11 protein-coding genes are annotated in these 12,499 nt (G+C 63.8%); 1 reads left to right on the forward strand and 10 read right to left on the reverse strand.

The features are described from left to right. Nucleotides 1–18: 18 nt before the first annotated feature. The 4 genes from BRA471DRAFT_RS14415 to BRA471DRAFT_RS14430 form a co-directional block, all read right to left on the reverse strand. Nucleotides 19–1,014, reverse strand: a complete 996-nt coding sequence (locus tag BRA471DRAFT_RS14415) for a nitronate monooxygenase family protein (protein ID WP_007593350.1) — start codon at nucleotides 1,012–1,014, stop codon at nucleotides 19–21. A 917-nt stretch (nucleotides 1,015–1,931) separates the two neighbouring features. Beyond that, the gene (locus BRA471DRAFT_RS14420; RefSeq protein ID WP_007608334.1) at nucleotides 1,932–2,579 is read right to left on the reverse strand and encodes a hypothetical protein; all 648 of its coding nucleotides are present in this window, start codon (nucleotides 2,577–2,579) and stop codon (nucleotides 1,932–1,934) included. Between the two features lie 70 nt (nucleotides 2,580–2,649). Next, nucleotides 2,650–2,850, reverse strand: a complete 201-nt coding sequence (locus tag BRA471DRAFT_RS14425) for a hypothetical protein (protein WP_007608336.1) — start codon at nucleotides 2,848–2,850, stop codon at nucleotides 2,650–2,652. A 235-nt stretch (nucleotides 2,851–3,085) separates the two neighbouring features. Beyond that, nucleotides 3,086–4,777 carry a phospholipase D-like domain-containing protein gene (locus BRA471DRAFT_RS14430; protein WP_035973949.1) on the reverse strand — a complete coding sequence of 564 codons (1,692 nt, stop codon included), beginning with the start codon at nucleotides 4,775–4,777 and terminating at the stop codon, nucleotides 3,086–3,088. Between BRA471DRAFT_RS14430 and BRA471DRAFT_RS38325 the strand changes: the two genes are divergently transcribed. Further along, nucleotides 4,758–5,168: a hypothetical protein gene (locus BRA471DRAFT_RS38325; RefSeq protein WP_157234073.1), complete on the forward strand. Its 411-nt coding sequence runs from the start codon at nucleotides 4,758–4,760 to the stop codon at nucleotides 5,166–5,168. The two genes, BRA471DRAFT_RS14430 and BRA471DRAFT_RS38325, sit on opposite strands and share 20 nt — an antisense overlap. Nucleotides 5,169–5,318: 150 nt before the next feature. On the opposite strand, the gene BRA471DRAFT_RS14440 is transcribed toward BRA471DRAFT_RS38325, so the two are convergent. The 6 genes from BRA471DRAFT_RS14440 to oxlT (BRA471DRAFT_RS14465) form a co-directional block, all read right to left on the reverse strand. Further along, nucleotides 5,319–6,725 (reverse strand): hypothetical protein, encoded by a 1,407-nt coding sequence (locus BRA471DRAFT_RS14440; protein ID WP_007608342.1) that lies wholly within the window; start codon nucleotides 6,723–6,725, stop codon nucleotides 5,319–5,321. A gap of 283 nt (nucleotides 6,726–7,008) precedes the next feature. Next, nucleotides 7,009–7,797, reverse strand: a complete 789-nt coding sequence (locus BRA471DRAFT_RS14445; RefSeq protein WP_007608343.1) for a fumarylacetoacetate hydrolase family protein — start codon at nucleotides 7,795–7,797, stop codon at nucleotides 7,009–7,011. Next, entirely contained in the window at nucleotides 7,794–8,813 is a 1,020-nt protein-coding gene (locus BRA471DRAFT_RS14450; RefSeq protein ID WP_007608344.1) for a 2-dehydropantoate 2-reductase, read from the reverse strand. Before BRA471DRAFT_RS14450 ends, BRA471DRAFT_RS14445 begins: the two co-directional genes overlap by 4 nt. 103 nt (nucleotides 8,814–8,916) lie before the next feature. Further along, nucleotides 8,917–9,342, reverse strand: a complete 426-nt coding sequence (locus tag BRA471DRAFT_RS14455) for a CBS domain-containing protein (protein ID WP_007593342.1) — start codon at nucleotides 9,340–9,342, stop codon at nucleotides 8,917–8,919. A 174-nt stretch (nucleotides 9,343–9,516) separates the two neighbouring features. Further along, entirely contained in the window at nucleotides 9,517–10,839 is a 1,323-nt protein-coding gene (gene oxlT, locus BRA471DRAFT_RS14460) for an oxalate/formate MFS antiporter (RefSeq protein WP_007608345.1), read from the reverse strand. 259 nt (nucleotides 10,840–11,098) lie between these two features. Then, nucleotides 11,099–12,385 carry an oxalate/formate MFS antiporter gene (oxlT, locus tag BRA471DRAFT_RS14465; protein ID WP_007608346.1) on the reverse strand — a complete coding sequence of 429 codons (1,287 nt, stop codon included), beginning with the start codon at nucleotides 12,383–12,385 and terminating at the stop codon, nucleotides 11,099–11,101. Nucleotides 12,386–12,499: the final 114 nt, after the last annotated feature.

Below are 12,499 nucleotides of genomic sequence, written 5' to 3' on the forward strand. Positions count from 1 at the left end.
TCTCGCTTCTTGCAGTGATTATTCCGCAGCCTGCGCTGTCGGATGAACGATCATGCCTTCGAGCCGGCTGCGGATGATGGCCTCCGCTTCGCGCACGATGCGGGAGATCAGTTCGGCGCAGGTCGGGATGTCCTGGATCAGGCCCTGGACCTGGCCCGCCGACCAGATGCCTTCGTCCGAGTTGCCGGTCGCGTAGACCATCTTGCCGCGGGCGCCCGCGACGAGCTCGCGGATGTCCTCGAACTTGGCGCCTTCCTTCTCCATCGCGACGACCTTGGTCGAGATCTCGTTCCTGGCGACACGGGAGGTGTTGCGCATGGTGCGGAAGATCAGCTCGGTCTCGCGCTCGTCATTGGCGACGATCTTCTCCTTGATGAGCTGATGAATGGGGCTCTCCTTGGTCGCCATGAAGCGGGTGCCCATGTTGATGCCTTCGGCGCCCAGCGCCAGTGCGGCGACGAGGCCGCGGGCGTCGGCAAAGCCGCCGGAGGCGATCATCGGAATCTTGATCTTGTTGGCGGCGGCCGGGATCAGGATCAGGCCGGGGGTGTCGTCCTCGCCTGGATGGCCGGCGCATTCGAACCCGTCGATCGAGATGGCGTCGACGCCCATGCGCTCGGCCGAGAGCCCGTGACGGACGCTGGTGCATTTGTGCACGACCTTGACGCCGTGCTTCCTGAACTCGTCGACATGCTCCTGCGGCTTGTTGCCGGCGGTTTCGACCACCTTGATGCCGCTCTCGATGATGGCGGCGCGATATTCGGCGTAAGGCGGCGGCTTGATCGCGGGCAGGATGGTGAGGTTGACCCCAAACGGCTTGTCGGTGAGATCGCGGCAGCGGGCGATCTCCTTCCTGAGGTCTTCCGGTGTCGGCTGGGTCAGCGCCGTGATGAAGCCGAGCGCTCCGGCATTGGCGACGGCGGCGACCAGCTCGGCGCGCCCGACCCATTGCATGCCGCCCTGGACGATCGGGTGCTCGACACCGACGAGCTTGGTGAATCGGGTCTGCAGCATGATCTGTTTCCTCCGCCTGTGTGGCGCTCTGTTATCGTTTGATGGCGGCAGGATGCCGCCCGGGTCGGGAAAAGTCTATTGCGCCGGCGTGCGGTGGAGGCGGGGCGATCATGCGGGGAGTGGGGGATTCCGCAGGGCGGATAATTGAGGTGGTAGCACCGGGATGGCGCGAGGGTTTTTGTGCGCCGCTGCTTCAACACCGGCGGAGGATGAGAGCTTTCGGACCATCAACTTGCATTTCCGTCACAAGGCGCGCCTTCGCATCCCCGCGGCGCATTCCGCCCGAGCTTTGCCTGGTCGTATCACCCTCGTCGTGACAAGGGCGCAGGGAAGCCCGGGCGCCGGCTGACACCCGCAAGTCCGTGCGCCAAAGGAATGCACACGGGGTGGACCACAGGTTCGCCGGATCGCCCGGCCTTCCCTGCGCGATGGTTTTAACGTGTCCTTCGTGCTCTCCTCGGGGAGCGATGCACTATTGCCCCCGTCGCCTTGCAGATGACTGATGCGCGCGCCCGGTTGGGCCGCCACATCACTGCAGGACTTGACGCACAGACCCCGGGCGTCAGGACCACACGACTTGTTCGTCCGCGCACGTCTTCGCATGTCGCTTCGAGTGCTGGCGTGTGCTCACACCCGAAGCCATGCGAAGACGCTGTCGGCGCCGTGTCGTAGGCGAGAAAGCCTGTGCTCACGGTTTCCCGCCCTGCAAGGCTCGCCGCGCCCGGCGCCGTCGCGTCCATCGCTGCCCAACCCGCGGTTCGTGACGATCGCGATCCGCCCCTTGTCCCGGGTCAGGGTATCGCGTACGTACGACAAATCCGAATTTCGGTAAAGCGGAATATTTTGACGGGCGGGGATTGACAGGCGGGGTGGGAAGTTTGTGCGGGTGTTTTGCCCGACGGGCAAGAGGACTTCAGCTACTCCGTCGACAGCCGCACCATCTGGCGGCCGCCGTTCATTTCCTTGAGGCTGTTGACGAAGTTTTCCGGGCGCTGCCAGCGGTAGGGGACCTTCAATCCCATGTACTCCGCGATGTCGCCGATGAAGGCGGTGCAATTGGTGGTCTCGGCGTTCCAGACCGGCGAGTTCGCCTGCAATTTCTTGATATAGGCAAACACGCGCTTGGCGTCGGCTTCGTTCAAATAGACGCGGTAGCTCGCGGTCAGATAGTCCGGGTCGAGATCGCCGTAGCTCGCACCGGTCTCCGCCGGCACCCAGGTGAGATGACCGAGCACATAGGCCCAGGTGTCGCCGGCGGGCGTGAGCCCTGCCACCTCGACGGCGCGCTCGCTGGTCTTGCCGTACCAGACGAAGGCGTGGCCCCAGCTCGCTGCCGTGCGGGCGCGGAAATCGACGTAGTACGGACCTTTCTCCGCGCGCGCGACCGCGCGCCGTGTCGATGGCGTCGGCCGTGATACGGTGTCGGCCGTGGCAAGCGCGTTTGCGTCGGCAACGCGCTTGTTCGCTTCGTGGGCAGAGGCCGAAGGTGTCGTACACGCGAGCATGGCCGCGAGCGCAAATCCCGCAAGGATGCAGGGTCCCGATCGATCAGGTTTGTTCGTCACGCTATGCCCCTCGACTGTCGGCCACTCACGCAGAGTCTACGCTTGCTTCTGCGCGTATTTCGCTGGCGCGTCAGTAGCGCGCCGCGACCGGGCCGGGCGCCTTGCCGATCGGGGCCTTTCCAACCGGGCTCTTGCCAATCGGCATCTTGCCGATCGGCGCCTGCTCCGAATAGACGGGAACCGGCTGGCGGCGCGGCAGATCCGCAGCATTCGCAACCGTCACCAGAGCAAGCGTAGCACCCACGACAAATACAATCTTCTTCACAGTCATACCCCTAGAAGGTTTGGTCCAAACACGGCACCGCCGTGCCCCCAGACACGCCTCACAGAAGGGCGGCCGAATGCGACCACAGTGCGGCATCCGCGAGACATGTTGGCGGCATCTGCCGGGCGCGCGGAGATGTGATGTGTACTGGATGGTCGGCGGTGCGCGATACCAGCGGCGCCGCAGACCTTGCCCGGACGGGCTTCGCTTCGCTCGGCCCATCCGGCGACGTCCACACCGCTCAGGAGAATAGCAGTCGATCCTTGATCTTGTACCCGACGGCGAAGTCGTCTTCAAACCACGGCTTTTCGTCTTGGGCCGGTGGCCGCGCCAGATGCAGCTTCTTCCCCTTTTCGTTGGCCTTCTTTACAGCCACCCGGAATGAGTAATGGTCGAACAGGCTGAGCGCCTCGATCATGTAGGACACGGCGATGCGCCGGTCCCTGATGACCAGGAGATTCTCGCCGTTCTGGCGATCGGCGGGTTTGGAGAAATTGTAGGATCCCAGATAGACCCGTGCTGCCGGCTTGTCGAAGTCGATCACGGTGAACTTGTGGTGCATGCGCGTGCCGGTGCCGCCGGTCGGCTCCGACTTGAAGGGCTCCGGCACGTTGTGGGTGAGCTCGGTGGCAAACACTGGCGTGACGTTTCCGTCCGGGTTCTGCACCTCGATGCCGCCAACTTCCTTGTCGGATATGCCGTAGACAAAGATCCTGCTGTCGGCGGTAAGGTCGGCGATGGCGTCGGTCACGGCGCCACCCGTCTGGGCCAGGAAGGCAAGCGAATACAGCACGGACGATGTCGCGCTCTTGAGATCGGCTCCGATCTTGTCGAGCTTGGCGTTGGCAGCGCTGTGCGGCGAGAACGCCACCTTGGCATCGATGCCGGCAAGGCCGAGATCTTGCCAATCGGCGGAGGGCGTTGCGCCGAAGCTCGCGACGGCGTTGTTGCTGGCAAGGTAGCTGTCGAATGCCGCGAAGGCGAGGTCGACCGGCTTCTGACCGGTCACCACCAGAGCATTGTTGGCCTGAACGTAGAAGCCGCGCCAGGACAGGTTGGTCGAGCCGAACACCACTTTCTTCACGTTGGGACCGTTCACCGCGATCGTCTTGTTGTGCTGGAGGTTGCCCATATGCTGGCGCCGCACGTTCGTGCGCCCGGCCGAGGCAACCAGGAGGCTCTCCGCAGCGGTCTCCGCGGAATCGTCATCGCCATGCGGGTCGCTGTCGTCGATGATGATCTTGAGCGATGGGCCGAGCTGCACGAGGCGGTCAAGTATCTCCGGCAGATTGAAGTCGTAGGCAACGATGCGGACCTCGGCATCGTCGGCGATAGCCTGATCGAGGGTTTCCAGGATTGCGGCGCGCGCCTCAAAACCCATCCAGGCCAGCGCGGCCTGTGCATCGGGATGCGTCGGCTTGAAGTTGAGCCCGCCGGCAGCGACGGGCGCCACCAGCGTATCGATCGGGCCGTGCTTCAGATAACGATCGACGAATGCCTGCGAGGAGACGAAGCCGCGGGTGAACGTGACGTTGGCGACGCCAGGATAGGTTTCGCGCGCGAGCTGGATCGCCGCCTGTTGCGCCTCGCCCTTGCCAAGTTTGCCCTGGGCGTCCATCGACATAGGTGTGATGCGGTAGATGAAGTCTCCGACCAGCTCGGCATTACGGGGGAAATGCACCCAGCGGAATTTCTGGATTGGCGATTGCAGGGTCGAAAGCTTCTTGGGGTTGACGTTGCCGGAGGCGTCGAGAAAACCGAGCCGGTTGTTCAGCGCAAAAAACCGCTTGCCGCCGGGCTCCTGGTACTCGATCGCAAAGCCGACGAAATCTTGCGGCGGCTGGCCGGCCTTCCAATTCATTGCGATCAGCGTCTTGCCGTCTCCACGATGCAGCTTCAGCGAGAACGGCGCATTGACGTTGGTGCCAACCACCTGGAAGCCCGACGTCGCGCCCGGTGCCGCGGTTGACGGAGCGGCCGAAGTCACAACGGGCGGCAAGCTCGGGGCCGGCGGTTTGGGCGGTTTCGGTTTGGACGTGCCGGTCTTCTTGCTGGTCTTGGACGAACCAGCCTTGGGTTTCTTGGTCTTGCTTGCCTTCTTGGTCGTCTTTGACTTGTTGCTGGTTTTGGACTTGCCCGTCTTGGACTTGCCCGTCTTGGACTTGCTCGCCTTGGACTTGGCCGTCTTGGACCTCGCTGACTTCGACTTGCTGGACTTGGCGGCGGCCTTCCTGACCTTTACTGCCGATTTTGCCTTTCTGGCCTTCGATGTCTTCGCTTTGTGTTTCCTGGCGACCATGGAGTCTTCCTCCGATTATGAATGACGCCGCGTCGCTTTTTGGCGCCGGCGATGGAAATGAGGGCAGAAAAAACGGAAGCCGAAATATTCCCGCCAAGATTGTATCACGAGCCGTGCAACACGGAAATGCCCTCGTGCTCCATTCGTCTCGAAGCACGGGCAAGTGGGGAGCTTCTCACCCGATCCGGTTCAGGCTGTTCCGGATCGTCGAGAAGATGCCGCCGATGTCTTTTCGCAAGCCGTCGAGCGCGTTGAAATTGTCGAAGATGCGGGCGATGCGGTCTTCGACCTCGCGCTTGCTCCTGGTCAGCGCGTCGACGCGCGAGGCGAGGGTGACGTCGCCGCTCGCCTCAATCTCGCCGACGGTTTTGGCGAGGAGATCGCGCGTGGTCCCGACATCCGCGATCAGGGCCTCGATGCCGAACACGGGGGCCTTCAGCGGGACGAGGTCGGCCTGCGACTTCGACAGCTCCGTCTTGAAGGCGTTCAGCGTCGCCAGCGTCTCCTGTAACGCGCCGAGGCGCTGGCGTGACTGGAGAACAAAATCGTTCAGCGCATTCTGGCGGTCGACAAGCGTCTTGCCGTCGGCGTCGGTCTCGACACCGGCGAGCGAACGGTCGAGCTGAGCCTGGCGCTGGCCGAGCTCTTCGAAGTCGAGCCCGATGCCTTTCAGGATGTGGAAGCTGTCGTCGATGCGGGCCAGGCGCTGCTCGATCTCGATCTTGTTCTTCGACAGGGTCTCGACGCGGGCGCCGAGAGGGACTTCGCCGCCGGTTTCGAGCTCGTCGACGCTCTTGGCGAGGCGCTCATGACCGAGGCTCAGCTCGCCGATCAAGGCATTGAGGCCGGCATCCGACGCGCGCAGTGGCACCAGCTCGGCGTGGGACTTCGCCAGATCTTCCTTGTACTGGTTCAGGGTCGCAAAGGTGTTCTGGACCGTGCCGACCCGCGACAGCAGCATCGACACGTCGCGCGCGATATCCTTCAGCCTGTCGGCGAGGTTGTTCTTGCGGTCGTCAGTCTCGAGGTCGTGCAGCGAGCGTTCGAGCTGGTTCTGGCGGTCGCGAATCTCGGTGAAAACCGGCTCGACGGCGCGACGCTGCTCGGCGACCTTGCCGACCATGTCGCGCAGCTCCTGCTGGCGGCGGCGGATTTCGGCGAGCTGGTCGTGCATGTCGGTGGATTCGTTGCGGCCCCGCTGGAGCAGGGCGCGCTGCTCGGTCTCGCGCAGCTTGTCGTGGAGAGCGGAGACGGCCTCCCGGGGATCGCTCTCGATCAGGTGCTGGACGGTGGCGTCGAGGTGGTTCTGCAGGGCGTGGGCGACGACGACGTCCTCGCGGGTCTTCTTGAGGCGGTCGCGCAATGTGTCGAGGCGCCGGTCCTGGCGCGAGAGCCGCCAGGCGGAGGCGCCGATCAGTGCCAGCGCCAGCGCCAGGATCGCGCCGGTCGCAAACCGCTGCGGGACAGGCAGGCCTCCGAACCAGGCGGGCAGGTGGCCGATATCGTAACCGAGCGCCTGTTGGGCGAAGATCGCGACGGCGGTGAGCAGAACCAACCAGGCAACCAGGAAAAACAGCCACATCGTGACTTCCTCACGCCGGCACACATTATCGCCATAATTGCTATTGGAGAGCGGAACCGAGATCAAGGGCGGCGGGGGCTTGCCGGAGAGGTCCGGTCCCACGATCCACGGCTGAATGCGTCAGCCGATCGGTGGAGGGGAAGTGGGTCGCCGGGGTTTTCAAAGGTTGGACGGAGTGTTCCGTAGCCTGGATGGAGCGAAGCGCAATCCGGGTTCTGCTAGCCTTGAGAGCCGGCCCCGGATTGCGCTTCGCTCCATCCGGGCTACCGCACCGCGTTGGTGGCTAAAGCCGAAACTCATTGGTCAGCTCGCCGATGCCGTCGATCGCGACGGTTACCGTGTTCACCGGCTCTTTCATCACGCCGACGCCGACCGAGGTGCCGACGGCAATGAGGTCGCCGGGGAGCAGGGTTATGTCGTGGGAGATCCTGCTGACCAGCTCCTGCGCGGTGAAGATCATGTCCGATATCGGATAGTTCTGCCGCTCCGCGCCGTTGAGGATGGTGCGGACCACCAGCTTGGCCGGATCGAGACCGGTGGCGATGACGGGGCCGAACGGGCCATAATCGTCGATGCCCTTGGCCCGCGCCCATTGCGGGAAAGTGGGATCGCTGGTCAGGATGTCGTTGGCGGTGATGTCGTTGACGCAGGTGTAGCCGAAGATGAAGCTGTCCGCTTCCGCCGGCGACACCCGGGCGCACGTCTTGCCGATGACGATGCCGAGCTCGCCTTCATAGGTGGTCTTGCCGTCGTAGTAAGAGGGGCGGCGGATCACCGCGCCGGGTGTCGTGATGCTGGTGGTGGCCTTCAGGAGGTAGAGCGGCTCCGGCGGCTCGGGCTGGTTGAGCTTGGCCGCGAGCGCATGAAAATTGTTCCAGAGCGCGACGATCTTGCTGGGCACGCAGGGCGCGAGCAGTTCGACCTCCGACAGCGCCAGCGTCTTGCCGGTGGCTGCATGGCGGCCGAACATCTCGCCCTCATGCACGCTGATGCCTGACGAATTCAGCGTGCCGAAGCCGGTCGCACCGCTCTTGCGGAAGCGAAGCCATTGTTTGATCTCGCCAGCCATCATGCCACCGCCAGCGCGCGCGGATCTGATGGCGTCGAGATGCCATCGTAGAGACCGGCAATGCGGGCGCGCTGGGTCACCATCGCCAGCACGGAATCGAGCGCGGGGGTGGCGACGCCGGTGAGGCGGCCCATCTCCTGCACGACGGTGACGAGCGGGTCGATCTCCATCGGGCGGCCGCGCTCCAGATCCTGGAGCATCGAGGTCTTGTGCGCGCCGACCTTGCGGGCGCCTTCGATGCGGCGCTCGACGTCGACGCGGAATCTGACGCCGAACGTCTCGGCGATGCCTTGCGTCTCCATCATGATCGCGCGCGACAGCGCGCGGGTGGCCGGATCGGTGCAGATCACGTCGAGTGTTGCATGGGTGAGTGCGCTGATCGGGTTGAAGCAGACATTGCCCCACAGCTTGAGCCAGATCTCGTCGCGGATGCGGTCGAGCACCGGCGCTTTCAGCCCGGCGGCGACGAAGAGATCGGCGAGGCGCTGCACGTCCGGGGTGGTCTCGCCCGAGGGCTCGCCGAGCGGAAAGTTGTTGCCGTAGACGTGACGGATCACGCCGGGCGCCTCGATTTCGGTGGCGGGATAGACGATGCAGCCGATGGCGCGCGCGGCGCCGATTTCGCGCCACTGCCGTCCGCCGGGGTCGATGCTCTCCAGCGTCGAATTCTCGTATTGGCCGCCGTGCTTGTAGAAGTACCAATAGGGGATGCCGTTGACGGCGGTGACGATGCGGGTGTGGGGTCCGAGCAGCGGCTGCATCGTCTCGATCACGCCGGTGATCGAGTGCGCCTTCAGCGTGATGATGATGTAGTCCTGCACGCCGAGCTCGGCCGGATTGTCGGTGCAGCGCGGATGCACGGTGTGCTTCTCCTCGCCCGCGAGCAGGGTCAGGCCGCGCTCGCGCATCGCGGCAAGGTGCGCGCCGCGTGCGACCAGGCTGACGTCGGCGCCCGCGCGCGCGAGCTGAACCCCGAGGTATCCGCCGATTGCGCCGGCGCCGTAGATGCAGATCTTCATGGAATCCTCGCGAAGCAGCGGAAGCCGGATTTCGGGACGAAAGATCCGGTCCGGCTCGGAAGGTCCGAGCCGGGGACGGTAGTCGCAGGGGAAGTGAGGCGCTTTAAGCTGCTTGCGGCGTGCCGTTGATCGCTTCGTCCATGAAGGATGCGATGTCGCGCATGCTGATGACCGAGACGAGGCTGTAGTCGTCGATGACGGGCAGGTGCCGGATGTGATTCCGGTTCATCAGATGGCGGACGTGCTCGATCGTGTCGCTCGAGGTGCAGGACACCAGCTGCTGCACCGAGACGAGCTGCGAGACCTTGACGTTGACGGCATTGGCGCCGTGCTCGGCGACGGCGCGCACGACGTCGCGCTCGGTGAACATGCCGACCGCGGTGTTACCCTCGGAGCGGACCACGTCCTTCACCACCAGTGCGCTGATATTGTTGGCGCGCATCAGCTTGGCGGCGATACCCACCGTTTCGTTCATTCGCACCGTGACAACGCGCGGTGTCTTCTTGCGCAGAATGTCTCCGACCAGCATTGCAACCTCCCTGGTGAATGATGCGGCAAGTGTGGTATACATAATGCCAATCGTCAAGCATTCGATTTGGCTGATCGAAAAATCTTGCGGCAGCAACGCTGACATTTGCCGTCAGCCAAAAAGAAAGGGGCGCATCGCTGCGCCCCTTTGTCACCCGTGCAAGGTGCGTGTTCGTTATGCCGTCTCGGTCTTGGCGTTCCCCGTCGCGGCGTTGGCGCTCTCGGCTTCCTTGCCGAGGATGAAGGAGCGGCGCATCGGCTTGATCACGAACAGCGCCATCAGGGCCGCCGTCGCGTTCAAGGCCACCGCGACCACGAACACGGCCTTCCAGCCATACGTGGCCGAGATCACGCTGGCGAGCGGAACGAGCAGGGACGCCGTCCCCTTCGCCGTGTAGAGCATGCCGTTGTTGGTGGTTGCGAACTTCGAGCCGAAGGTGTCGCCGCAGGTCGCCGGGAACAGCGAGTAGATCTCGCCGAACACGCCGAAATAGACCGCGGTGGCGAGCACGAAGACGACCGGCACGTGGCCATAGGCCGACAGCGTCAGCAGCATCAGCGCGGCGGTGCCGAAGGCGATGAACATGGTGTGCTCGCGGCCGATCGTGTCGGAGACGAAGCCGAAGAAGGGCCGTCCGAAACCGTCGAAGATGCGGTCGAGCGAGATCGCGAACGTCAATGCCGCCATCTGAAAGCCGGCGAGCGTGACCGGCGTGTCGGCGATCTTGAAGTCGTGCGCGATCGGAGCGATCTGCGCCGCGGTCATCAGGCCGCCCGAGGCGACCATGACGAAGACGAGATACATCACCCAGAAAATAGGGGCGCGCAGCACCTGGGGCGGGGTGAAGTCGATCTTGGTTTGCGGCAGATTGAGCTGCTTCTTCTTCGGCGGGATCGAGATCCGCGGCGGCTGGATGAAGAAGGCGAGCACGAAGACGATCACGCCCTGGCCGATGCCGAAGGTGAGGAACGCGTGCTGATAGCCGCTCGTTGCGATCATGGTCGCGATCGGCACGACGGTGAGTGCGGCGCCTGCGCCGAAGCCGGCGGCGGTTGCACCGGCGGCGAGGCCCCGGCGATCGGGAAACCATTTCAGCGCGTTGCCGACGCAGGTGCCGTACACCGCGCCCGCGCCCATGCCACCGATGATCGCAGCCGCGTAGAGCAAAGTGAGGCTATCGGCATAGGAGTTGAGAATCCACGATAGCGCGATCATGACGCCGCCGAACATGATGACGATGCGCGGGCCGTATTTGTCGACGAACCAGGCCTCGATCGGCACCAGCCAGGTTTCGGTGACGACGAAGATGGTGAAAGCGAGCTGGATCGCGGCGCGTCCCCAGTGGTGCGCGTGATCGATCGGATCGACGAACAGCGTCCAGCCATATTGCAGGTTGGCGATCATCGCCATGCAGACGATGCCCATGACCAGCTGGAGCCAACGGAAACCTGTGCGGAGAGGCGCGGCCGTGACAGCGCCATCGGTGCTGGAAATCATCAAAAACCTCCCGAGCGCCTGTCTGGTTCGACACCGGTCGCAAGATGACCTGATGTCGCAATATTGTGGCTTATCGTCGCAAGCGCGATCGCGAGCTTGGTATACCATATTCCAGATTGCAAGCCCTAACTTGACGCGCCGCTGACAAAAATATGCGGAGTTCCGTTCGGAACGGCGGGTTCATGACAAACATCGCGCACAACGAAAACGCCCGGCCGCGAGGCCGGGCGTTTTGCGCGAGAAGCGCTTTGGGAGTGCGTCAGACGGTCGATTGCGCGACCACGACCTTGCGCCAGGGCTTGAGCACCGCGATCGCCAGCGCCGAGGCCAGGATGTTGGCGCCGGCCGCGATGATGAACACGTTGTCCCAACTGCCTGACGACTGCTGCATGTAGTTGCCGATCGGGACCAGCAGCGCGGCCGTACCCTTCGCGGTGTAGAGCAGGCCGGCATTGGTGGTCGCGAACTTGGCGCCGAACGTGTCTGTGCAGGTCGAGGGGAACAGCGAGTAGATCTCACCCCAGGCGAAGAACACGAAGCCCGAGAGCAGCACGAACCAGAGCGGATCGTGGCCCCAGAGGTAGAGCATCCAGATGCCGATACCTTCCATGCCGAAGGCGATGAACATCGTGTTCTCGCGGCCGATCATGTCGGAGATCCAGCCGAAGAACGGACGCGTCAGCCCGTTGAGCACGCGGTCGATCGTGGCCGCGAAGGTCACCGCGGTCATCGTCACCGCCATCAGCGTGACCGGCACGTTGTCGACCTTCCAGTCGGCCGCGATCGGCTTCAGATTGGCCGTCACCATCAGGCCGCCGGCGCCGACGATCACAAACATGAAGTACATCAGCCAGAAGATGGGCTGACGCAGCACCTCGGTCGGCTGGTAGTTGCGGCGGGTCTGCAGCAGATTGGCGTTCGCCACGATGTTCGGCACCTGGCCCGCCTTCGGCGCCAGCAGGAAGAAGGCGAGGATGCAGATGATGATGCCTTGTCCGAGGCCGAAATAGAGGAAGGTGGTCTGGAAACCGCTGTCCTTGATCATGGCCTGGATCGGTGCGACGGTCAGCGCGGAGCCTGCACCGAAGCCCGCGGCCGTGATGCCCGCGGCAAGACCGCGCTTGTCCGGAAACCACTTCAAGGCGTTGCCGACGCAGGTGCCGTAGACGCCGCCGGCGCCGATGCCTGCGATGATCATGCCGAGATAGTAGCCGTTGAGCGTGGTCGCCTGCGCGTTGATGGCCCAGCCGATGGCGCAGAGCACGCCGCCGACCAGCACGACGAGGCGCGGGCCGTATTTGTCGACGAACCATCCTTCGATCGGGACGAGCCAGGTCTCGAACAGTACGAACAGCGTAAAGGCCCATTGGATCGACGCACGATCCCAGCCGAATTTCTTCTGGATGTCGGGGACGAAGAACGTCCAGCCGTATTGGTAGTTGGCGATCATCACCATCGCCGCGACACCGACTGCCAATTGCGCCCAGCGATACGTGTCGCTAACGCGCGCGGCTGTCGGGGCGGTTGCTTGCACCATGTCCGTCATAAAGCCTCCCGTGGCGCCTCTCATTTTTCTGCGAGCGCTGGAACGGCATTCTTGTATGCATTATGCCAAGCTTCAAGCGCTGGTCCGGCCACCGTGCGCAAATGCCGCAGGACC

Source organism: Bradyrhizobium sp. WSM471, assembly GCF_000244915.1.
GTDB lineage: Bacteria > Pseudomonadota > Alphaproteobacteria > Rhizobiales > Xanthobacteraceae > Bradyrhizobium.